This window comes from Arsenicitalea aurantiaca (assembly GCF_003994485.1).
Classification (GTDB): Bacteria; Pseudomonadota; Alphaproteobacteria; order Rhizobiales; family Devosiaceae; genus Arsenicitalea; species Arsenicitalea aurantiaca.
On record NZ_RZNJ01000004.1, the window covers coordinates 109,013 to 130,179 of the forward strand.

Consider the following 21,167-nt stretch of genomic DNA (forward strand, 5'->3'; position numbering starts at 1 on the left):
AGATGCCTTTCTCCCGCCTCCACGCCGCCGCCGCGCTTGCGCTCGCCCTGATGCTTGTCGGGGCGCCGGCACTGACTGCGCAGGACGATCCGGCCACGGAACAGTCGGCCGAGGAAACCACGATCGAGGAGATCGTGCAGCGCAGTCCCGATGAGATCTATGCCGACCTCAATCTCTTCGGAGAGGTCTTCGACAGGATCCGCTCCGAATATGTCGAAGCGCCCGACGAGCGCGAACTGATCCGTGCTGCGATCCAGGGCATGCTGAGCTCGCTCGACCCGCATTCGGGTTATCTGACCCCCCAGAGCTATGATGACGTTCAGGAAGACACCTCCGGCGAGTTCGGCGGTCTCGGCATCGAAGTCATGATGGAGGATGGGGTCGTCAAGGTCGTGGCACCAATCGACGACACGCCCGCCGCCCGCGCCGGCATCCTGCCCAACGATCTTATCGTCGAGCTCGACGGTCAGCAGGTCATGGGCATGACGCTGGATGACGCAGTCAAGCTGATGCGCGGCCCGGTGGGCTCCAGCATCACCCTGACCGTGGTGCGCGAGGGCATGACCGATCCGCTCGAATTCGAGCTCGCCCGGGACATCATCGCCATGCGCGCCGTGCGCTGGAGCATGGATGGCGACGTCGGCATCCTGCGGCTGTCGCGCTTCTCGGAACAGGCCTATACGGGCCTCCGGACCGCTATCCAGGAAATCTTCGAGGAACGCGAAGGGGCAGCTCCGTCAGGTCTCATCCTCGACCTGCGCAACAATCCCGGCGGTCTCGTTGACCAGTCGGTCTATGTCACCGACGCCTTCCTGCGTCAGGGCGCAGTGGTACTGACCCGCGGTCGTGGCCCGCAGGAAAGCGCGCGCTATGACGCACGGCCTGACGAGCTCGACGAACTCATTGCCGACGTGCCCCTCGTCGTCCTCATCAATGGCGGCTCGGCCTCGGCCTCCGAAATCGTGGCTGGAGCCCTGCAGGACCACAAGCGCGCCACCGTCATCGGCACGCGGTCGTTCGGCAAGGGTTCGGTGCAGTCGATCATCTCGCTGGGCGGCAATGGCGCCATGCGGCTGACGACGGCCCGCTACTACACGCCGAACAACCGCTCCATCCAGGCTGCCGGCATTCATCCCGATATCGTGGTGACCCAGGTGGTGCCTGAGGAGTTCCGCGGTCGCGACGAGATCATCGGCGAAGCTGCACTGCCAAACCAGATCGGTGGCGGCAGCGAGGAGCAGGCAACCGTCGGGTCTTCGGTCTATGTACCGGCAGAGGCTGCGGACGACGCGCAGCTGCAGTATGCGATACGCCTGATCAACGGCGATGAAACCAACCCGGCCTTCCCACCGCGCGCCGAGTTCGTTGCCGAGGCCGCAACGCGGTAATTGCACGCTTGGGCAGGCCCGGGATTCCCACGGTCCGCCGAAGTCACTAGCGTTTGTCGGGGCGGGAAGGCGTGATTCGCCGTCCCGCCCCGAGCATTGAGTCTTCCAACCCTCATTCGAGGCACAGCGTGGCCCAGGATCTGAGCGCACCGCTCGGCGGCAGGAAAGCCCGGCGCGAGGCCGCCAAGGCCCGGCGCCGCAGGCACCTGCCGATCGCGAGGCTCACCTTTCTGCTGATCGTGCTTGTGCTCGTGGGCCTCTGGGCCCAGCTGACCTTCGTCCAGGACCCCGAGGGCGGCCGCCCTACCGCCGATCTCGCCCTCAACGGAGGACCGCAGGGCAATGCCGTAGCGGGCGCCGTGAGCCGTGAGGACACACCCGCGACGATCACAGCAGAGGGCGAGGCGTTTCCTGCCAATGCTGGTGGTCCGTCGATCCAGACCATTGGCGATGGAGCGTTTGACGGGCTGGCTCCGGAACTGCTCGCGCTCGAGCCCGACGATAGAGGCATCATCCCTGCGCTCTCCGAGCCTACGAGCTATGGCCCGATCCCGCGGCGCGGCTCTGACGGGCTCACGCCCTTTGCGGCCTACGCGCGCCCCTCGGTCAGCGCTGAGGCTGCGGCTGGCCGCCCCCGGATCGCGATCATCGTCAGCGGTCTCGGTATCAACCATGCCGGTACGCTCGAAGCCATATCGGCCTTGCCCGATGCGGTTACACTCGCGTTTGCACCCTATGGCCGTACGCTAGAGGAAACGGTGCCGGCGGCCCGAGCAGAAGGCCATGAGTTGCTGCTCGAACTGCCGCTCGAGCCTTTCGACTATCCGCAAAACGATCCCGGTCCGGAAACTTTGCTGACAGGCGAGCCGGCACGCGCCAACATCGACCGGCTCTTTGCCCTGATGGCCAAGTTCGGCGGCTATGCCGGCGTCATCAACTATATGGGCGCCCGGTTCACCGCATCGGGCGGAGATTTTTCGCCGGTCATGGAGGAAATTGCCACCCGTGGCCTAGGTTTTGTCGATGACGGGTCTTCGAACCGGTCGCTAGCCCAGCAACTGGCAGGCTCCAATGCCGTTCCCTTCGCACGCGTTCAGGAGATGCTCGACGCCAACCCTGCGCGCGAGCCTATCCTTGCCGCTCTGGGCGCGCTGGAGCGGCGCGCTCGCGAGGACGGTCATGCGGTAGGCATGGCGACGGCGCTGCCGGTCTCGGTGCGTACGATCGCCGAGTGGGCCCGTGGGCTCGCCGAGCGCGACGTTCTGCTCGTGCCGGTGAGCGCGGTGATGCAATGAGAGCAGGAGCGGGCGGCTGCCCGGATTATTCATGACGACGTCTTCCGCGCGTGAAGCGCTACCCTATCGCGACTGCGTCGGCGTCGCCCTCTTCAATGCCAAGGGCGCGGTCTTCATAGGCAGGCGCAAACACGACGGCGATCCCGAGGACAGCTCCGAAATGGGAGCGCCCTGGCAGATGCCGCAAGGCGGCATCGACGCGGGCGAAACGCCCCGTGAGGCCGCCTTACGCGAGCTTTACGAGGAGACCTCAGTCCGCAGCGTCAGCCTCATCATGGAAGCCCCGGACTGGATCCACTACGACCTGCCCGACGAACTCGTCGGGATTGCTTGGAAAGGCCGCTATCGCGGTCAGCGGCAGCGCTGGTTCGCTTATCTTATGACCGGACCGGACGCCGAGATCGACGTGCTCCGCCCTGGCGGTGGTGAGCACCCGGCGGAGTTCGAAGACTGGCGGTGGGACCGCCTCGAGGCCCTGCCTGACCTCATTGTCCCCTTCAAGCGCGATGCCTATCTGCAGATCGTCGAGGCCTTTGCGCATATCCCGCAGCAACTGACGGACACGCCGTGAAGACCATCGGCCTTATCGGCGGGATGAGCTGGGAATCCACCGCCCACTATTATCCCGCGATAAACCGCGAGACCGCACGGCTGCGCGGTGGCTTGCACTCGGCTCCGCTCATCATTCATTCGCTGGATTTCGCGCCGATCGAAGCCCTGCAACGCACCGGGGACTGGGATGGGGCCGGCCGGATCCTCGGCGAAGCAGCCTTGGGGCTGGAGCGGGCAGGTGCGGAGCTTCTCGGCCTTGCCACCAACACCATGCATATCGTTGCCGACGCGATATCTGGCTCGACGCGCCTGCCTTTCCTGCACATCGCCGATCCAACACGCGCGGCGCTGCTCGCGGACGGCTTCCGACGGGTCGGCCTCCTCGGGACGCGGTTCACGCTCGAGATGCCGTTCTACCGGGACCGCCTGAGTGCGGGGGGCCTTGAGGTGCTCGTTCCCGAGGTCGGGATCACCGATCTCAACGCCATCATCTATGAAGAGCTATGCCGTGGGATCGTAATCGATGCCTCCCGCCGGACCTACCAGGACGCCATTGCGCGGCTCGCGGCGGAGGGCGCCGAGGCGGTGATCCTCGGCTGCACCGAGATCGGGATGCTGATCGACGACGAGACCAGCCCGCTCCCCGTCTACGATACGACAGACCTCCACGCCAAGGCTCTCGTCGCCGCCGCTCTGGCGTGAGGATTTCCCGTCCCCCAGGGCCAAGGCCCGAGGCCCGAGGGTGCGCTGTCGGGTCTGCTCCCCGCGAGCTTCCTTCCGCACTGACGCCGAAGATCAGTTGCCGGAAAACAAAAAGGGGCGCCCCAAGGGCGCCCCGGAATTCTCAAAACCGGCCGGATGCCTAGTGCACGTGGCTCTGATTGAGGTTTTCCGCCTCGACCATGAGGTTCGAGAGACCGTTGATCACGTCCTGCACGAAATTGCGCTGCTCGTGATCTTCGATGCCCGCGAGGTCCGCACGCGCCTTCTCCAGTTCGGCCACGATGCCGGCACGATCGAAATCGGCAAGGCTCGAGGCCGCTTCAGCCAGAATGGTGATCCCCGCGTTGGAGACATCCGCAAAGCCGGAGCGCACGTAGAAATGATCGCTACGCCCATCGAGGCCCACAATGGTGACGAAGCCCGGCCGCAGCGTGCTCATCATCGGTGCATGGTCGCCCAGCACCGTGAAATAGCCCTCTGCGCCCGGCACCGTCACCGAGCGCACGTCCTCGGAGAGGACGAGCTTCTCGGGCGATACGATCTCGAGTTTAATGCCTTCGGCCATAACCGCTCCTTACGCTGCCTGAGCAGCGAGCTTCTGGGCCTTCTTGACCGCATCCTCGATGGTGCCGACCATGTAGAAGGCCGCCTCGGGCAGGTGATCGTACTCACCGGCCACCAGACCCTTGAAGCCCTTGATGGTGTCTTCGAGCTGCACGAAGATACCGGGTGCACCGGTGAAGACTTCGGCCACGTCGAAGGGCTGGCTCATGAAGCGCTCGATCTTGCGGGCGCGGGCCACGGTGAGCTTGTCCTCTTCGGAAAGCTCGTCCATGCCCAGGATCGCGATGATGTCCTGGAGAGCCTTGTAGCGCTGCAGCACTTCCTGCACCGAACGGGCGACTGCATAGTGCTCTTCACCGACGACCTGCGGATCGAGGATGCGCGAGGTGGAGCCCAGCGGATCCACGGCCGGATAGATGCCCTTCTCGGAAATCGAGCGGTCGAGCACGGTCGTCGCATCAAGGTGCGCGAAGGTCGATGCCGGCGCGGGGTCGGTCATGTCGTCGGCCGGCACGTAAACGGCCTGCACCGAGGTGATCGAACCCTTGGTCGTCGAGGTGATGCGCTCCTGCATGGCGCCCATGTCGGTCGCCAGCGTCGGCTGATAGCCCACGGCGGAGGGGATGCGGCCAAGCAGTGCCGACATCTCGGCACCGGCCTGGGTGAAGCGGAAGATGTTGTCCACGAAGAACAGCACGTCCTGGCCCTGGTCGCGGAAATGTTCGGCGACGGTCAGACCGGTCAGCGCCACGCGGGCACGCGCCCCCGGGGGCTCGTTCATCTGGCCGAAGACAAGCGAGCACTTGGAGCCGGCCGTCGAGCCACCCGAAGCGTGCGGGTCCTTGTTCACGCCCGATTCGATCATCTCGTGATAGAGATCGTTGCCCTCGCGCGTCCGCTCGCCGACGCCGGCGAACACCGAATACCCGCCATGGGCCTTTGCGATGTTGTTGATCAGCTCCTGGATCAGCACGGTCTTGCCGACGCCGGCGCCGCCGAAGAGGCCGATCTTGCCGCCGCGGGCATAAGGCGCGATCAGATCGACGACCTTGATCCCGGTGACGAGAACCTGGCTCTCCGGATTCTGCTCGACGAAGGTCGGCGCATCCTGGTGGATTTCGCGGGTCGCTTCGGCGGTGATCGGGCCGGCCTCGTCGATGGGCTCGCCGATGACGTTCATGATGCGCCCGAGGGTCGCATCCCCGACCGGGACCGAGATCGACCGGCCGGTGTCGACCACTGCGGCGCCGCGCACGAGGCCTTCGGTGGTGTCCATGGCGATCGCGCGCACGGCGTTTTCACCCAGGTGCTGGGCGACCTCGAGCACGAGGCGCGTGCCGTTATTGTCGGTTTCCAGGGCGTTCAGGATCGCGGGCAGGTGCCCCTCGAACGTCACGTCGACGACGGCGCCGATGACCTGCGAGACGCGGCCCTTCGGTCCTTCCGTAGCTACAGTCTGCGCTGCTGCCTTCGCCATAGTGTTTCCTCGTCTTTGCTAGAGCGCTTCGGCGCCCGAAATGATTTCGATCAGTTCCTTGGTGATCTGGGCCTGCCGCTGGCGGTTGTAGCTCAGCTGCAGCTTGGTGATCATCTCGCCGGCATTGCGCGTGGCATTGTCCATCGCGGTCATCTGCGCGCCGTAGAAGGAAGCGTTGTTTTCGAGCAGGGCCCGGAAGACCTGCACCGAGATGTTGGTGGGCAGGAGGCTCTCGAGGATCGCCTCTTCGCTCGGCTCGTATTCGTAGTCGACAACCGGCGCTGCCGCTGCCGGCTCGCCCTCGCCGCCACCGAGCTTGGCCGGGATCAACTGCAGTGCCGTGGGCACCTGGCTGATCACGGAGCGGAAGCTCGAGAAAAAGAGCGTCGCCACGTCGAACTCGCCCGCGCCATACATCTCGAGCACTTTGCGCCCGATCTCGGCAGCATTGGCGTAGCCGATCTGCTTGACGTCGCGCAGCGTGATGTACTCGACGATATTGTCCTTGAAGCTACGCTTCAGGATGTCGTTGCCCTTGCGGCCGACGGTGAGGATCTTCACCGTCTTGCCCTGCCCGAGCAGCCGCTGTGCGTGGTCGCGCGCGAGCCGGGCGATCGAGGAGTTGAAGCCGCCGGCAAGGCCACGTTCGCCGGTCGCGACGACGAGCAGATGCACGTCGTCCTTGCCGGTCCCCGCGAGCAGCGTCGGCGCGCCTGCACGACCCTCATAGGCCTTGGACAGACCCGCCAGCACCTGCTCCATGCGCTCGGCATAGGGGCGGGCGGCCTGGGCGGCGTCCTGCGCGCGCCGCAGCTTCGCGGCGGCGACCATCTGCATGGCCTTGGTGATCTTCTGGGTCGACTTGACCGAGGAGATCCGGTTCTTGAGGTCCTTTAGCGACGCCATGCGCCTGTTGCTCCTCTGGGCATGCGGGGCGCGACTGGCGCGCCCTCACGCGGGAAATGACTGGGTGAGGCTGCTGGCACCGGGCCGGCAGATGACCCGATCAGGCGACGTAGGTCTTCTTGAAGCCCTCGACCGCAGCCTTGAGACCTTCGCGGATTTCATCCGAGAGGGCCTTTTCGGTGGCGATCTTCTGGAGCAGGTCGGCATGCTTGCCGCGCAGCGCGCCGAGCAGACCACGCTCGAAATCGCCCACCTTGTTGACGGGCAGATTGTCGAGATAGCCGTTGATGCCGGCATAAAGCACCGCGACCTGTTCCTCGGTCTTGAGAGGCGAGAACTGCGGCTGCTTCAGCAGTTCGGTCAAACGTGCGCCACGATTGAGCAGGCGCTGCGTGGACGCATCGAGGTCAGAACCGAACTGAGCGAAGGCCGCCATTTCACGATACTGGCTGAGTTCGCCCTTCAGCGAGCCGGCAACCTGCTTCATCGCCTTGATCTGGGCCGAACCACCCACGCGGCTCACCGAAAGACCGACGTTCACCGCAGGACGGATGCCCTGGAAGAACAGGTTGGTCTCAAGGAAGATCTGCCCGTCGGTGATCGAGATCACGTTGGTCGGAATGTAGGCCGACACGTCATTGGCCTGGGTCTCGATGACCGGCAGCGCGGTGAGCGAGCCGAGCCCGTGATCTTCGTTGAGCTTTGCCGCGCGCTCGAGCAGGCGGGAGTGCAGGTAGAACACGTCGCCGGGATAGGCTTCGCGCCCGGGAGGACGACGCAGCAGAAGGCTCATCTGGCGGTAAGCCACGGCCTGCTTGGTCAGATCGTCATAGGCGATCACGGCATGCATGCCATTGTCGCGGAAATATTCCCCGATCGCGCAGCCGGTGAAGGGCGCGATGTACTGAAGCGGAGCCGGGTCCGAGGCGGTTGCCGCGATGACAATCGAATATTCCAGCGCGCCGCTCTCTTCGAGCTGCTTGACGAACTGGGCCACCGTCGAACGCTTCTGGCCCACTGCAACGTAGATGCAATAGAGCTTGTCGGTCTCGGACGCGTTGGCCTGGTGGGCCGGCTTCTGGTTGAGGAAGGTATCGAGAATGATCGCGGTCTTGCCGGTCTGACGATCGCCGATCACGAGCTCGCGCTGGCCGCGGCCGATGGGGATCATCGCGTCGATGGCCTTGAGGCCGGTCGACATGGGCTCGTGCACCGACTTGCGCGGCAGAATGCCCGGCGCCTTGACGTCGACGCGGCGACGCTCGGTGTATTCGATCGGACCCTTGCCGTCGATCGGATTGCCCAGCCCGTCAACGACACGGCCCAAGAGGCCCTTGCCGACGGGGGTGTCCACGATAGCGCCGGTGCGCTTTACGACGTCGCCTTCCTTAATGTCGCGGTCCGACCCGAAGATCACGACGCCGACATTGTCGCTCTCGAGGTTGAGCGCCATGCCCTTGATGCCGCCGGGAAACTCGACGAGTTCGCCCGCCTGGCACTTGTCCAGCCCATAGACGCGCGCGATGCCGTCACCGACCGAGAGCACCTGACCGACCTCTGAAACTTCGGCTTCCTGGCCGAAATTCTTGATCTGCTCCTTGAGGATGGCGGAAATTTCCGCAGCCTTGATGTCCATTAGCCGACCTCTTTCATGGCGATCTTCATCGCGGTCAATTTCGTTTTAAGCGAGGTGTCGATCATCTGGCTCCCGACCTTGACCACGAGGCCGCCGATGAGGCTGGGATCGACATGTTGGATGAGCGAGACGGTCTTGCCGATCTTGCTCTTGAGCGTTTCGGCGAGATCGCTCACCTGCGCGGCGCTGAGCGGGGCGGCCGAGGTCACCTCGGCAGTCGCTTCGCCGCGGGCTTCTGCAGCCAGAGCGCGAAAGCTTGCAATCATGGTGGGCAGGACGAACAGCCGGCCATTGCGGGCCACCACCCGAACGAAATCGGCGACGGTCTTGTCCAGCGCGGCCTTCGAAAGGATCGCCTCGACGGCTGAAGCCTTCGCGTCAGCCCCGATCACAGGGCTTTCGATGAGGCGGGCGAAATCGGCGCTCTGGGATCTCAGCCCATCGATCTCGACGAGCCCGGCCTCCACGGCCTCAACCTTGTTCTCGCTTTTCGCGAGGTCGAACAGCGCCGACGCATAGGGTCTGGCGATGTCCACAAGCACTGAATTCTGCGCTGCCAATGCCGCTACACCCTCATCCTGTGGGCAACCCCGAAATCACTTGCGAACCAAAAGGCTTGCCGTGGTTGCGGACGCTATGAGATTGATCTCGAAATAAAGGGGCGTTGCCGGGCCCCTTCAAACCGCGCCCCCACTAACACGACCTTTGCCGGGCTTGCAAGGCTCGCGGCACGCAAAGAGCGGCGGTGAAAGTGTCGCAGGCGCGTCCGGACCGCGGTTCAGAAAAAACTCATCGGGTCGATATCGACCTGCACCCGCAAATTGCCCGAGGGGCGCGGCGCGAGCCCGAGCCAGAACCGTACATAGCCCGAGAGATCGAAATTGCGCGGGCTTTGTGCGAGGAGCCTGACCCGGTGTCGCCCGCGCACCATGGCGATCGGCGCATCGGCCGGGCCGAAAAGCCTCAGCCCGTCCGCAAGCGGCGCTGCGGCGAGGAGTGCCTTGGCATGGGCCATTGCGACAGGCTGCTCGGTCGCCGAGACGATGAGCGCTGCGAGGCGCCCGAATGGCGGCAGGCCCCCGGCCTCCCGCGCTACGATCTCATGGGCATAGAAGGCCTCCCGGTCGCCCGAGACCATCGCCTCCATGACCGGATGGTTTGGATGATAGGTCTGGAGCATGGCCTTGCCGGCCCTTGTGGCGCGCCCCGCCCGTCCGGTGACCTGGGTGAGCACCTGGAAGGTCTTTTCGGCGGCGCGTGGATCCCCATGGGCGAGACCCAGATCTGCATCCAGCACCCCCACAAAGGTCAGCTTCTCGAAATGATGTCCCTTCGAGACGAGCTGGGTGCCGATGATGAGGTCGTACTCTCCCTTTGCGATCTCCGAGAAGCGCTGCCGCAATTGGGCGTTGGAGCCCATGTCCGAAGAGACGATGACCGTTCGCGCCTCCGGAAAGCGGGCCGCCGCCTCCTCCGCGACCCGCTCGATCCCCGGCCCGACCGCAACGAGGCTCTCGCTCGCGCCGCAAGCGCCGCAAGCCTCTGGGCGGCGCTGTTCATGGCCGCAATGATGGCACATGAGGACGCCGCGGAAACGATGTTCCACCATCCAGGCCGAGCAATCGGGGCATTGATACTGGTGCCCGCACGCCTTGCAGAGGGTGAGTGGCGCATAGCCGCGCCGGTTGAGAAAGAGGAGCGCCTGCTCGCCCCGGTCGAGCGCGGCAAAGACTTCGCGCGCGACCGGGGGTGCGATCCAGCTTCCCTTTTCCGGCGGGGTCTCGCGCATGTCGATGGCGGTGATGTCGGGCAGTTGTGCCGATGCGAACCGGTTCTCGAGCCGCACATGCAGATACCGTCCAGTATCGGCATTGTTGCGACTTTCGACCGACGGCGTGGCCGAGGAGAGAAGCGCCCGCGCCCCTGCGAGCCGCGCACGCACGATGGCCATGTCGCGGGCATGATAGTTTGCGCCATCGGACTGCTTGTAGGCGCCGTCATGTTCCTCGTCGAGAACGACGAGGCCGAGTTCTCGGAACGGCAGGAAGAGCGAAGATCGGGCGCCCACGACTGCGCGCACCGTGCCCTCGAGCACCCCGCGCCACATCCGCGCCCGCTGCAGCGGGGTCATCTCGGAATGCCATTCGGCGGGTCGCGTGCCGAAGCGCCTCGTGAACCGTTCGAGGAACGTGTGGGTCAGCGCGATCTCGGGGAGGAGGATCAGCGCCTGCCGCCCGGCGCGGAGCGTATCGGCCACGACTTCGAAGAAGACCTCGGTCTTGCCGCCGCCGGTGACCCCGTCGAGGAGGACGACCCCGAAGCCGCCTGCGTCGGCGTTGCGAATTGCTGCAAGCGCCGCGGCCTGCTCTGCGCCGAGGCGCGGCGCAGTTGCGTCCGGATCAGGCGGATCGACGACCGGCGGCGCGGGCAGGCTGAGCCGCTCGAGCGCGCCCGATTTCTCCAAGCCCTCGATGACCGACGCCGATACCCCGCTGGCGCCGATGATGGCGGCCTTGGCCCAGGCCATGCCGTCAGCCAGGGTTTCGAGAACGCGCGCGCGCGCATCGGTCATCCGCGAGGGTGCATGCCCGCTGAGCCGGTAGGCGACGACCGGCCGCTCCGGCTCCAGCGCTTCGGACGATCGCAAGACCGAGCGCAGAACGAGCCCCGGTGGAGCCAGGGTGTAGCGACTCACCCAATCGACGAGTTCGCAGAGCTCGGCGCTGAGCGCTGGCAGGTCATAGGCTCGGGCGATGTCCTTCAGCCGATTGTGCGCGATCATGTCCGCCGGCGGACCCCAGACGACCCCTAAGGTCAGCCGCGGGCCGAGCGGCACGGCCACGATGCTGCCGCGGGTAACGGACATGCCTTGCGGCACACGATAGGAATAGGGGCCTTCCACGGCCACCCCCACCATTACGGCCACAATGTCGGATTGCGAATGCATGTACTTGCTCTGTTCGCATTTCCGCCGCTTGATAGGCAAGTGATTCCCACACGACCGGACCGCATGGCGCCGCGATGACGAAATTTCAACGCCCCTCCACCAAGATCGCCCGATGACCGACACCGCCTTCCTTGTCGACGACGATCTGCGCGCCCGGCTGGGGCTCTGGCAGCGCGAGCTCTCCGCTGTGCGGCGTCTCGCGCCCAATACGCTCGAAGCCTATGGCCGGGACGTCGCGCAGTTTCTCGCCTTTCTTGCCGAACACACGGGCGGCCCCGTAACCCGGGATACCCTGAAGGGCATGCGAGCCGCGGACATTCGCGCCTTCATGGCGCGGCGGCGTGCGGAAAATGCCGGCTCGCGCTCGCTCGCCCGATCGCTTTCGGGCCTCAAATCCTTCTTCGGATATCTCGAACGCGAGGGGATCGTGACCACCGAAGCGCTCAACGCCATTCGGACGCCCCGGCAAGCGCGGAGCCTTCCCAAGGCGCTGACGGTGGCCGAAGCCCGCGCGGCAGTGGCGGGGACGGCCGAACTCGAGGACCGGCCCTGGGTTGCCGCGCGCGATATGGCGGTGCTTTCACTCTGCTACGGGGCGGGGCTACGCATCGCGGAGGCCCTGAGCCTTTCCCGTGCTGACCTCGAAGGCGAAGTGATGCGAGTGACGGGCAAGGGCGGCAAGACCCGGCTCGTGCCGCTGATCGCTCCGGTACGCCAGGCGATCGAAGCCTATCTGCGGCTCTGCCCGTTCTCCATCGGCCCGCGGGAGACGCTGTTTCGCGGCGTGCGGGGTGGAGCACTGTCCCCGAGGCTCATCCAGCTGCGGGTGGCTCAGTTGCGCGGCGCATTCGGCCTTCCACCAACGGCGAGCCCGCACGCGCTGCGCCATTCCTTCGCCACTCATCTGCTGGGTCGCGGAGGGGACCTGCGCGCGATCCAGGAATTGCTGGGCCATGCATCATTGTCGACGACGCAGATTTATACTGCGGTGGACACCGAGAGGCTTCTTGAAAGCTACCGCACCGCGCATCCAAGGGCTGAGGGCTAGCGGACGATCTCGAGCTGCGGGTCGAGGACCCGAAGAACGGTGGCAAGGTCATGGCCGCGCCGCACGATGCGGCCATCCTGGTTGGTGACCATGTACTGGCCCTGCCGGTTGCGGAGCCGAGGGTTCTTTTCGATAACGAAAAGCGGGCGCTCCGAATTGCGCTTGTAGATCGAGAACAGGGCCCGCTCCCGCAGGAAATCCATGGCGTAGTCGCGCCACTCGCCATTGGCGACCTTACGCCCATAGAGATTAAGTATGGTGGTCAGCTCATTGCGGTCGAAACTGACCGTGGCCTGCGCCCGTGCCTGCGTCCCGCCGGTCCGCAGGCCGGGCCCGAAGGCCACAACCTGTCCAGGGCGGTGCTGCGATGGAGTGTCCGCCATTACGCATCCCCGTTTCATGTCATATTTGCGACAATCATCGAGCAACGCAAGCACCTAACGATGCGCTGCGCCCGGCCTTCAACAATGCGTCGATTTCTCGATTTTGACATGATGTCTCCCATCTTGCGCCCGAATGGACCGCTAGACAGTGATCATTGCCTCCAGTGGCTGGCATCCAGGCCGACCGAGCCCCCAATCCATGACGCCCGGGTGCCAGCCGCCCTTCATGCACAGTCATCTTTCTCCCGCTCTCCCCTGGAGGGCGGGAGTTTTTCTGTCTGCGTGAGCTAGAGGGTGAGCATGGCCGCGCCGAGGATGGGGCCCGGCAGGCCGCTCCGTTCCTGCTGGACGATGATCGCAGCGCCCTCACCTGGTCGCGTCGCGACTTCGCCAAGCGGCAGCTTCAGATGAGCGCCTGAGCCTGCTTCCCACATGCCGAGAGCGCGCCGCCCGGTGACCACTTGCACGTAGTCCACTGCCTTGCCCCCATTCTCGCCCCGCTCGATATCGACCTTGGCATGGGCAATGAAGGTGACGAGATAGACGACGGCGTCGCCGAGGCCTGCCTGGCCATCGATCCCGATCTCGAGAACCTGTCCCTGAGGCCGTAGCGAGACCGGCAGCGGCAGGGGCTGCCCAGCAACCGCGCGCTGCACGTCCGGCCGGCGCGACCCGACGACGCCCTGAGCACCGTTGACGACCATTTGCGGGGTGTAGATGCGACCCGACCCCCAGCTCGCCGCATAAGCGCGCTGATGGTCCGAATGGGCAGCATCCCCAAACGTGTCGACCCAGCCGATATAGTCCCAGTAATCGACATGATAGGCGAGCGCGACGATGTCGCTCCGCCCGCTCAATTCCTCGAGAATCTTGTCCGCCGGAGGGCAGGAGGAACAGCCCTGGCTCGTGAAGAGCTCGACCACGGCGCGGGGCTTTTCGCGCACCTCCTGGGCCATGGCGGGCATGGCCGAGAAAAGACCGAACAGAAGGGCTGCGCCCGCGAGCAGGGGGTAGGACATGGGCTGAAGTTCTAGGCCGAGCAATCGGTGCCGGCCAAGTCAATTCGGCGCGATGGCGGCGGGGGTACGCTTTCGTGCCCCGCCGCCACCGCGAGCCTAGGTCAGGCGGCGACGAGATTGCGCAGCACGTAGTGCAGGATCCCGCCATGCCGGTAGTAGTCGAGCTCGTTGACAGTATCGATCCGGCAAAGCGCCTCGACCTCCTCGATCCGCCCGTCATGCCGTACGATCTTGATCGTGACCATCGAACGTGGCGTCAGGGTCTCGAGCCCCTCGATTGAGACCGTTTCGGTGCCGTCGAGCCCGAGCGTCTGCCAGCTTTCGCCATCCTTGAACTGGAGCGGAAGCACGCCCATGCCGATGAGGTTGGAGCGATGGATGCGCTCGAAGCTCTGCGCCACAACCGCGCGGACGCCCAGAAGCCGCGTGCCCTTGGCTGCCCAGTCGCGCGAGGATCCCGTGCCGTATTCCTTGCCCGCGAAGATGACGAGGGGGGTGCCCGACTTCTGGTAGGACATCGCCGCGTCGTAGATCGGCATCTGCTGGCCGTTCGGTCCCTTGGTGAAACCGCCCTCGACGCCAGGTACCATCTGGTTCTTGATCCGGATGTTGGCGAAGGTGCCGCGCATCATCACCTCGTGATTGCCGCGACGCGCACCGTAGGAATTGAAGTCACGCGGTGCCACCTGGCGCTCGGCCAGATATTTGCCGGCCGGCGTGTCGGCCTTGAACGAGCCGGCAGGCGAGATGTGGTCGGTCGTGATGGAATCGAGGAAGAGCCCAAGCACGCGTGCGTCACGGATGTCCTCGACCGCGGCCGGCTCCATCTCGAGCCCCTCGAAATAGGGCGGGTTCTGCACATAGGTCGAGCTCGAGTTCCAGCCATAGGTTTCGCCGCCTTCGACGGCGATGCCCTGCCAGTTGGCGTCACCCTTGAAGACGTCCGAATAGCGGCCCTTGAACATCTCGGGCGTCACATGGGCGCGCACGATCTCGGCGATCTCGTGATTGGAGGGCCAGATGTCCTTGAGATAGACCGGCTGGCCATTGCTGCCGGTGCCGAGCGGCTCGGTGGTCAGATCCACATGCAGCGAACCGGCGAGGGCATAGGCGACCACGAGCGGGGGCGAAGCGAGATAGTTCGCGCGCACGTCGGGATTGACGCGTCCCTCGAAATTGCGATTGCCCGAGAGCACCGAGCAGGCAACGAGATCATTGGCGTTGATGCATTCGGAGATCGCCTCGGGGAGCGGCCCCGAATTGCCGATGCAGGTGGTGCAGCCATAGCCGACGAGATTGAACCCGATGGCGTCCAGATCGTCCTGGAGCCCGGCCGAGGTCAGATAATCCGTTACCACCTGCGAACCGGGGGCAAGCGAGGTCTTGACCCAGGGCTTGGGCGAGAGACCGAGGGCGCGAGCCTTGCGCGCAACGAGCCCGGCCGCAACCAGAACGCTCGGGTTGGACGTGTTGGTGCAGGACGTGATCGCGGCGATCACCACATCGCCGTCGGTGAGCCCATAGTCCGAACCCTTGACCGGGAAGCGCGCTTCCTCGGGAATGTCGTCGACGCCGGTCGCCCCTTCGTCGACATAGCGCGATTCTTCCTTGGTGGTCGGCAGCTTGGTGCGATCCCGCCGCCCACCATTGAGCTCCGTGAGGGCTTCGGCGAACTTGACCGCGGCGTCGCTGAGCGCGACCCGATCCTGGGGCCGCTTCGGGCCCGAGAGCGATGGCACGACGGTCGTGAGGTCGAGTTCGAGCGTGTCGGTGAAGACCGGATCAGCCGAACCCGTCTCCCGGTACATGCCCTGGGCGCGCGCATAGGCTTCGACCAGCGCAACCCGCTCCGGATCGCGGCCTGAGGTGCGCAGATAGGTCAGCGTGTCGGAATCGATGGGGAAGAAGCCGCAGGTTGCGCCGTATTCGGGCGCCATGTTGGCGATCGTCGCCTGGTCCTCGAGGGTGAGGTGATCGAGCCCGGGCCCGTAGAACTCGACGAACTTGCCGACCACGCCCTTCTTGCGCAGCATCTCGGTGACGGTGAGCACGAGATCGGTCGCGGTGATGCCCTCGTTGATCCGGCCGGTCATCTTGAAGCCGACCACTTCGGGGATCAGCATGGTGATGGGCTGGCCGAGCATGGCCGCCTCGGCCTCGATGCCGCCGACGCCCCAGCCGAGGACCGCAAGGCCGTTCACCATGGTGGTGTGGCTGTCGGTGCCGACCAGCGTATCGGGATAGGCGATGGTCTCGCCGTTCTCTTCGCGCGTCCAGACGGTCTGGGCGAGATATTCGAGGTTCACCTGGTGGCAGATGCCCGTGCCGGGGGGAACAACGCGGAAATTGTCGAACGCCTTCTGGCCCCAGCGCAGGAACTCGTAGCGCTCGCCATTGCGCTCGTATTCGAGCTCGACATTGCGCTGGAAGGCGATCGGGGTGCCGAAGCTGTCCACCATCACCGAATGGTCGATGACCAGATCGACCGGCACCAGAGGATTGATCTTCTGGGGGTTCGCGCCGAGCTTGGCCGTCGCGTCGCGCATGGCAGCGAGATCCACCACTGCCGGGACGCCCGTAAAGTCCTGCATGAGAACGCGTGCGGGCCGATAAGAGATCTCATGATCGGATTTGCGCGTCTTCAGCCACTCGGCGACCGCGAGGATGTCGGCCTTGTGGACGGTCCGGCCATCTTCGAAACGCAGGAGGTTTTCGAGGACCACCTTCATCGCATGGGGCAGGCGCGAAACGCCCTCGAGCCCGTTCTTTTCAGCCTCCACCAGCGAGAAATAGGTGTAGGTCTTGCTGCCGACCGTGAGGGTCGAGCGGGACTTGAAGCTGTCGAGCGATGCTGCTGTCACGGGTCCGCCTGTCCTTTTGCTGCGCGACGCCACTGCCTTTCGGGGCCATGGCCCGCGAGGACGGCGAGGGCGGCTTCCTTGCTGGAAGCATTCCAATCTGGCTGCGCTTATAGAGAAACAAATTGGTGCTTGCCAGTGCCGACTTGGGTTCAATACCAGTGAGCCATGAACCTCACCCCGCCCCTACCGGCCCGCACGCTTACCGTTTCCGGCCTCGCATGCCGACGCGGCGAACGGCTGCTGTTCACCGGGCTTAACGTTTCGCTCTCGGCTGGCGAGGCGCTTCTCCTGCGCGGCCCGAACGGGGCGGGCAAGACCACCTTGCTGCACGCCCTGGCCGGGATCGTGACGCCCGAAGCCGGCACCATCACGATAGAGGGGCGCGACCCCGAGGCCCGGCCGGGCACAGACCTTCATCTGATCGGACATCTGCCGGGGATCAAGGCGAGGCTTACGGTGCAGGAGAACCTCGCTTTCTGGGCGGCGATAAACGGCGGAAACGGCGCGGTGGAGGCGGCCCTCGAAACGGTGGGGCTCGGCGCCATTCCGCGGCTCCAAGCCGGTCACCTCTCGGCCGGACAGACACGGCGGCTCGCGCTTGGGAGGCTCCTCGTCAGCCCGCGGCCGATCTGGCTTCTTGACGAGCCGACCGCTGCGCTCGACACGGCGGGCGAAGCGCTGGTCGGTCGGCTGATCGACGCGCATCTGGACGCCGGAGGGATGATGATCGCGGCAACCCACCACGATCTGGCCTTGTCCCGGCCACCGCGCACGCTCGCCGTGGGGAAGGCCGACTGATGGCCGCGCTCATTGCAATCCTTCTCCGCGACATCCGTCTCGCCACGCGCAGGGGCGGGGAAATGCTCACCCTCGTCCTCTTCTTCGTCATGATCGGGGTGATCGTGCCCTTCGCAATCGGGCCCGACCGCGAAACCCTCGCCCGGCTCGCCCCGGGCATTGTCTGGATCGCTGCCTTTCTTTCGATGCTGCTCGGGCTCGATCGCATTTTTCGCGCCGATGACGAGGACGGTTCGCTACTCGCGTTCCGACATGCGGCGATCCCGCTCGAGATGATCGTGCTCGCCAAGCTCGTCGCCCATTTCGCCCTCACCGCCCTGCCGCTGATTGTCGCAACCCCGGTGCTCGCAATCCTTCTCGGGATGGAGATGGGGCCTTTCCTCGCAACGCTCGTTTCGCTCCTGATCGGGACCCCTGCCCTTGTCGCATTCGGCACGATCGGCGCCGCGGTTACCGTTTCGCTGCGGCGCGGCGGGCTCATTGCGCCGGTACTGATCCTGCCGCTCTGCATTCCGGTGCTGATTTTCGGGGTGGGGACGATCACTGTGGGCGGCCCGGCACCATTGTTTCTGGCTGCCCTTGCGCTCGTCAGCGTTGCCGCCGCACCTTTTTGTGCAGCGCTTGCCTTGCGGCTGGCCGACGACTAAGTGACAGGCCATGATGATGGTGACCGTCCGATGAGCCTCGACACCACAAGGAAGGCCAACTGGTTTTCCCGCCTCGCCCACCCCGGCGCGTTCATGAACTGGAGCGGGCCGATGGTCTGGCCGCTGGCGGGCATTACCGCGGTTCTGTTCGTCGTCGGCGTCTGGTTCGCGCTCTATGCGTCGCCACCCGACTACCAGATGGGCGATACCGTGCGCATCATGTACGTGCACGTGCCCAATGCCTGGCTGGCCCAGTTCACCTACGCGGTAATGGCGGTCGCCGCACTCGGCACCCTCGTCTGGCGCCATCCTCTCGCCGATGTTTCGGCCAAGGCCGCCGCACCGCTCGGTGCTGTCTTTACCGCGCTTGCCCTTTTCACAGGCGCGCTCTGGGGCCGCCCGACCTGGGGCACGTTCTGGGAGTGGGACGGGCGCATGACCTCGACGCTCATCCTGCTGCTCCTTTATCTCGGCATCATTGCGCTCTGGCGTGCCTTCGATGATCAATTGCGGGCCGGGCGCGTCATCGCCGTCTTCACCCTCGTGGGTGCGGTCAACATCCCCATCGTCAAGTTCTCGGTCGACTGGTGGCACACCCTGCACCAGCCCGCGAGCGTGTTCGTCGCCGGCGGGCCACGCATGCCCGGCTCGATCCTGACCCCGCTTCTGATCATGACCCTGGCTTTCACCTTCCTGTTCCTGACGCTGCACATCGTCTCGATGCGCACCGAAATCCTCAATCGGCGCGCCGACAGCCTCGAGCGTCAGCACGCGGCCCGGAGCCCCGGCGCATGATCGAGCTCGGGCAGCACGCCGCATTCATCGTCTGGGCCTATCTCGGTGTCTTCATCGCCATGGGGACGCTCATCGGCCTTGCCATACTCGGCGACCGGCGCGCCAGGGGGAGGCTCGCCGACCTCGAGGCACGGGGCATTAGACGCCGATCGTCCGGAGACAGCGCGTGAGCCGGATACTCCTCATGGCGACCCCGCTCGTTCTCCTCGTCGGGCTGCTCGCCATCTTCGCGACCAATATCAGCCGCGACCCCGGCTATATACCGTCGGTTCTGATCAACCGTCCCGCACCGCAATTCGCCCTGGCCGCGGTTCCGGGCCTCGACGTGCCCGGATTTTCCACCGAGACGCTCGGGGGTGAACCGAGCATCGTCAACGTCTTCGCTAGCTGGTGCATCCCCTGTCGCGACGAGCACCCATTGCTCGTCGACCTCAAGGCCGAGACCGGTGTAGCCCTTTACGGGATCAACCAGAAGGACGCTCCGGAAAACGCCGCGCGCTTCCTCGCCGAACTGGGCAATCCCTACGACGCGGTCGGCGCCGATGGCGATGGGCGGGCATCGATTGAATGGGGAGTATACGGGGTTCCTGAAACCTTCGTCCTCGATGCCGACGGCGTCATCGTCTTCAAGCATGTCGGCCCGCTTTCGGCGCGCGCCATCGAGGAAGAGATCAAGCCGGCCCTGGCCAGAGGCGGCGCGGCGCGCTGAGCCTCACCGCCCGTAGGCGTCGCGCATCTCGGCAATTTCCCCGAGCACCCGCTGGAAAACGGACCAGTCATCGGCTTCGGATATTGGTGCCCAGATGGCCTCGACCTCCTCGATCAGCATCGTCCGGGGACGCGCCCGCTGGAAATAGGGCTTGGCGAGATCAATGTCCTCCCGCATCGCACGCAGGCCCATCTGCAGGCGAACCGGGGAGAAGCTCGGGCTCGCGTAATGCTCGGCCGACGGGCTCCGGGCGGCACGTCCCGCACTCGCCTCACCGCCATACCAATCGAAGAAGACCTGTTCGTAGGGGGCGCGGGTTTCGAAGAGAAACGTGAAGAGCGCGGTCACAAGGCTCGCATCGGCTTCGGGCCCGGAAGGGGCCAGGCCCAGCCGGTCGAGCACGGCCTCGGCCATCGCGCCCTGGAAGCGAGGCCAGAAGCTGTTGAGCGCCTCCTCGAGCGGTTCGGTGTCGGTGAGGGGCAGAAGGCATTCGGCAAGCCGGGTCAGGTTCCAGGCCAGCGCATCGGGCTGGCGGCCGAAGGCATAGAGCCCGGACTGATCGAAATAGGCCGCGGTGAAACCGGGCTCGTAGACCGGCAGGAACCGCCACGGACCATAGTCGAAGCTTTCGCCGGTGATGTTGATATTGTCGGTATTGAGCACGCCATGCACGAAGCCGGCCGCCATCCAGCGCGCACCGGTAAGCGCGACGCGAGCCGCGACCGCTTCCATGAAGGCGACGGCGCGATCCTTCCTGCTGTCGCGCCACGCTTCGGGCATATAGGTGCGGATGGCATAGTCGAGCAGGATGGCAAGGTTGTCGTGCTCGCGCAGATAGGCGAGCCGCTGGAACGTGCCGATGCGGATGTGGGAATGGCTGAGCCTGATGAGGACCGACGCTCTTGTCGGGGACGGCTCGTCCCCGCGCTCGAGCTCTTCCCCCGTTTCGATCAGCGAGAAACTCTTTGAGGTGTCGACGCCCAGAGCTTCGAGCATTTCGGTCGCGAGCACCTCGCGCACTCCGCCCTTCAGCGTCAGCCGCCCGTCGGCCCCGCGCGACCACGGTGTGCGGCCGCTCCCCTTGGTGCCCAGATCGAGCAGGCGGCCATCCTCAAGGTCGCGCAACTGGGCAAAGAGGAAACCACGCCCATCGCCGAGATCGGGATTGTAGGACTGGAACTGGTGGCCGTGATAGCGGAGCGCCAGCGGCTTCTCGAGGCTCCCCGGAAGCGGGGTGAAACTGCCGAAATGGTCGCGCCACGCCTCGGTGTCGAGACCGTCGAGCCCGACACGACGGGCCCAGCGCTGGTTCCTGTAACGCAGGATGCGCTCGGGAAAGGCGGCGGGCGCAACCGGATCAAAGAAACTTCCGCCCAGGCTGGCATGGCTCTTGGAGGGGCGGTGCTGCATGACCCGAAA

General features: G+C 65.2%; 20 protein-coding genes. 10 read left to right on the plus strand and 10 right to left on the minus strand.

Annotated features, from left to right (window positions below):
* Positions 1-2: 2 nt before the first annotated feature.
* The 4 genes from EMQ25_RS11810 (at position 3) to EMQ25_RS11825 (ending at position 3,937) form a co-directional block, all read left to right on the plus strand.
* The gene (locus tag EMQ25_RS11810; RefSeq protein WP_211199051.1) at positions 3-1,388 is read left to right on the plus strand and encodes a S41 family peptidase; all 1,386 of its coding nucleotides are present in this window, start codon (positions 3-5) and stop codon (positions 1,386-1,388) included.
* 128 nt (positions 1,389-1,516) lie between these two features.
* The gene (locus tag EMQ25_RS11815) at positions 1,517-2,683 is read left to right on the plus strand and encodes a divergent polysaccharide deacetylase family protein (RefSeq protein WP_158626071.1); all 1,167 of its coding nucleotides are present in this window, start codon (positions 1,517-1,519) and stop codon (positions 2,681-2,683) included.
* Positions 2,684-2,714: 31 nt separating this feature from the next.
* Complete coding sequence (locus EMQ25_RS11820; protein WP_127188794.1) at positions 2,715-3,254, plus strand: RNA pyrophosphohydrolase; 540 nt, start codon at positions 2,715-2,717, stop codon at positions 3,252-3,254.
* Positions 3,251-3,937 carry an aspartate/glutamate racemase family protein gene (locus EMQ25_RS11825; protein WP_127188795.1) on the plus strand — a complete coding sequence of 229 codons (687 nt, stop codon included), beginning with the start codon at positions 3,251-3,253 and terminating at the stop codon, positions 3,935-3,937. Before EMQ25_RS11820 ends, EMQ25_RS11825 begins: the two co-directional genes overlap by 4 nt.
* Before the next feature lie 160 nt (positions 3,938-4,097).
* Here EMQ25_RS11825 and EMQ25_RS11830 read toward each other — a convergent pair whose 3' ends face one another.
* The 6 genes from EMQ25_RS11830 to EMQ25_RS11855 form a co-directional block, all read right to left on the minus strand.
* Positions 4,098-4,523 (minus strand): F0F1 ATP synthase subunit epsilon, encoded by a 426-nt coding sequence (locus tag EMQ25_RS11830; protein ID WP_127188796.1) that lies wholly within the window; start codon positions 4,521-4,523, stop codon positions 4,098-4,100.
* A gap of 9 nt (positions 4,524-4,532) precedes the next feature.
* Positions 4,533-5,999, minus strand: coding sequence for a F0F1 ATP synthase subunit beta (atpD, locus tag EMQ25_RS11835; RefSeq protein WP_127188797.1), 1,467 nt, complete (start codon positions 5,997-5,999; stop codon positions 4,533-4,535).
* A gap of 18 nt (positions 6,000-6,017) precedes the next feature.
* Positions 6,018-6,905 (minus strand): F0F1 ATP synthase subunit gamma, encoded by an 888-nt coding sequence (locus tag EMQ25_RS11840; RefSeq protein ID WP_127188798.1) that lies wholly within the window; start codon positions 6,903-6,905, stop codon positions 6,018-6,020.
* Positions 6,906-7,005: 100 nt separating this feature from the next.
* Positions 7,006-8,541: a F0F1 ATP synthase subunit alpha gene (gene atpA, locus EMQ25_RS11845; RefSeq protein ID WP_127188799.1), complete on the minus strand. Its 1,536-nt coding sequence runs from the start codon at positions 8,539-8,541 to the stop codon at positions 7,006-7,008.
* Positions 8,541-9,101, minus strand: coding sequence for a F0F1 ATP synthase subunit delta (locus EMQ25_RS11850; protein ID WP_127188800.1), 561 nt, complete (start codon positions 9,099-9,101; stop codon positions 8,541-8,543). Before EMQ25_RS11850 ends, atpA begins: the two co-directional genes overlap by 1 nt.
* 218 nt (positions 9,102-9,319) lie before the next feature.
* Positions 9,320-11,488: a primosomal protein N' gene (locus EMQ25_RS11855; RefSeq protein ID WP_127188801.1), complete on the minus strand. Its 2,169-nt coding sequence runs from the start codon at positions 11,486-11,488 to the stop codon at positions 9,320-9,322.
* 112 nt (positions 11,489-11,600) lie between these two features.
* Between EMQ25_RS11855 and EMQ25_RS11860 the strand changes: the two genes are divergently transcribed.
* The gene (locus tag EMQ25_RS11860; protein ID WP_127188802.1) at positions 11,601-12,536 is read left to right on the plus strand and encodes a tyrosine recombinase XerC; all 936 of its coding nucleotides are present in this window, start codon (positions 11,601-11,603) and stop codon (positions 12,534-12,536) included.
* Here the strand turns inward: EMQ25_RS11860 and EMQ25_RS11865 are convergent.
* From EMQ25_RS11865 to acnA, 3 genes are all read right to left on the minus strand, one after another.
* Positions 12,533-12,919 (minus strand): DUF2794 domain-containing protein, encoded by a 387-nt coding sequence (locus EMQ25_RS11865; protein ID WP_127188803.1) that lies wholly within the window; start codon positions 12,917-12,919, stop codon positions 12,533-12,535. The genes EMQ25_RS11860 and EMQ25_RS11865 overlap by 4 nt on opposite strands.
* 287 nt (positions 12,920-13,206) lie before the next feature.
* Complete coding sequence (locus EMQ25_RS11870) at positions 13,207-13,938, minus strand: DUF1223 domain-containing protein (RefSeq protein WP_127188804.1); 732 nt, start codon at positions 13,936-13,938, stop codon at positions 13,207-13,209.
* A 101-nt stretch (positions 13,939-14,039) separates the two neighbouring features.
* Entirely contained in the window at positions 14,040-16,799 is a 2,760-nt protein-coding gene (gene acnA / locus EMQ25_RS11875; RefSeq protein ID WP_127188805.1) for an aconitate hydratase AcnA, read from the minus strand.
* A 165-nt stretch (positions 16,800-16,964) separates the two neighbouring features.
* On the opposite strand from acnA, the gene ccmA reads away from it, so the two are divergent.
* Genes ccmA through EMQ25_RS11900 form a run of 5 tightly spaced genes read left to right on the plus strand, consistent with a single transcriptional unit; the run spans position 16,965 to position 19,748 of the window.
* Complete coding sequence (gene ccmA, locus EMQ25_RS11880) at positions 16,965-17,597, plus strand: heme ABC exporter ATP-binding protein CcmA (protein WP_127188806.1); 633 nt, start codon at positions 16,965-16,967, stop codon at positions 17,595-17,597.
* Positions 17,597-18,244 (plus strand): heme exporter protein CcmB, encoded by a 648-nt coding sequence (ccmB, locus tag EMQ25_RS11885; protein WP_127188807.1) that lies wholly within the window; start codon positions 17,597-17,599, stop codon positions 18,242-18,244. Before ccmA ends, ccmB begins: the two co-directional genes overlap by 1 nt.
* 30 nt (positions 18,245-18,274) lie before the next feature.
* Positions 18,275-19,039, plus strand: coding sequence for a heme ABC transporter permease (locus EMQ25_RS11890; protein ID WP_127188808.1), 765 nt, complete (start codon positions 18,275-18,277; stop codon positions 19,037-19,039).
* A complete protein-coding gene (ccmD, locus tag EMQ25_RS11895) occupies positions 19,036-19,209 on the plus strand; it encodes a heme exporter protein CcmD (RefSeq protein WP_127188809.1) in 174 nt (57 codons plus the stop codon). Before EMQ25_RS11890 ends, ccmD begins: the two co-directional genes overlap by 4 nt.
* 14 nt (positions 19,210-19,223) lie before the next feature.
* Positions 19,224-19,748: a DsbE family thiol:disulfide interchange protein gene (locus EMQ25_RS11900; protein WP_127189191.1), complete on the plus strand. Its 525-nt coding sequence runs from the start codon at positions 19,224-19,226 to the stop codon at positions 19,746-19,748.
* 3 nt (positions 19,749-19,751) lie between these two features.
* Here EMQ25_RS11900 and EMQ25_RS11905 read toward each other — a convergent pair whose 3' ends face one another.
* Positions 19,752-21,158, minus strand: coding sequence for a protein adenylyltransferase SelO (locus EMQ25_RS11905; protein WP_127188810.1), 1,407 nt, complete (start codon positions 21,156-21,158; stop codon positions 19,752-19,754).
* Positions 21,159-21,167: the final 9 nt, after the last annotated feature.

Bases quoted from the DNA above. Each gene is read 5' to 3' on its own strand.
- EMQ25_RS11810 (WP_211199051.1), top strand. From the start codon at position 3: ATGCCTTTCTCCCGCCTCCACGCCGCCGCCGCGCTTGCGCTCGCCCTG.
- EMQ25_RS11820 (WP_127188794.1), top strand. From the start codon at position 2,715: ATGACGACGTCTTCCGCGCGTGAAGCGCTACCCTATCGCGACTGCGTC.
- EMQ25_RS11830 (WP_127188796.1), bottom strand. From the start codon at position 4,523: ATGGCCGAAGGCATTAAACTCGAGATCGTATCGCCCGAGAAGCTCGTC.
- atpD (WP_127188797.1), bottom strand. From the start codon at position 5,999: ATGGCGAAGGCAGCAGCGCAGACTGTAGCTACGGAAGGACCGAAGGGC.
- EMQ25_RS11840 (WP_127188798.1), bottom strand. From the start codon at position 6,905: ATGGCGTCGCTAAAGGACCTCAAGAACCGGATCTCCTCGGTCAAGTCG.
- atpA (WP_127188799.1), bottom strand. From the start codon at position 8,541: ATGGACATCAAGGCTGCGGAAATTTCCGCCATCCTCAAGGAGCAGATC.
- EMQ25_RS11855 (WP_127188801.1), bottom strand. From the start codon at position 11,488: ATGCATTCGCAATCCGACATTGTGGCCGTAATGGTGGGGGTGGCCGTG.
- EMQ25_RS11860 (WP_127188802.1), top strand. From the start codon at position 11,601: ATGACCGACACCGCCTTCCTTGTCGACGACGATCTGCGCGCCCGGCTG.
- EMQ25_RS11865 (WP_127188803.1), bottom strand. From the start codon at position 12,919: ATGGCGGACACTCCATCGCAGCACCGCCCTGGACAGGTTGTGGCCTTC.
- EMQ25_RS11870 (WP_127188804.1), bottom strand. From the start codon at position 13,938: ATGTCCTACCCCCTGCTCGCGGGCGCAGCCCTTCTGTTCGGTCTTTTC.
- ccmA (WP_127188806.1), top strand. From the start codon at position 16,965: ATGAACCTCACCCCGCCCCTACCGGCCCGCACGCTTACCGTTTCCGGC.
- ccmB (WP_127188807.1), top strand. From the start codon at position 17,597: ATGGCCGCGCTCATTGCAATCCTTCTCCGCGACATCCGTCTCGCCACG.
- EMQ25_RS11890 (WP_127188808.1), top strand. From the start codon at position 18,275: ATGAGCCTCGACACCACAAGGAAGGCCAACTGGTTTTCCCGCCTCGCC.
- ccmD (WP_127188809.1), top strand. From the start codon at position 19,036: ATGATCGAGCTCGGGCAGCACGCCGCATTCATCGTCTGGGCCTATCTC.
- EMQ25_RS11900 (WP_127189191.1), top strand. From the start codon at position 19,224: ATGGCGACCCCGCTCGTTCTCCTCGTCGGGCTGCTCGCCATCTTCGCG.
- EMQ25_RS11905 (WP_127188810.1), bottom strand. From the start codon at position 21,158: ATGCAGCACCGCCCCTCCAAGAGCCATGCCAGCCTGGGCGGAAGTTTC.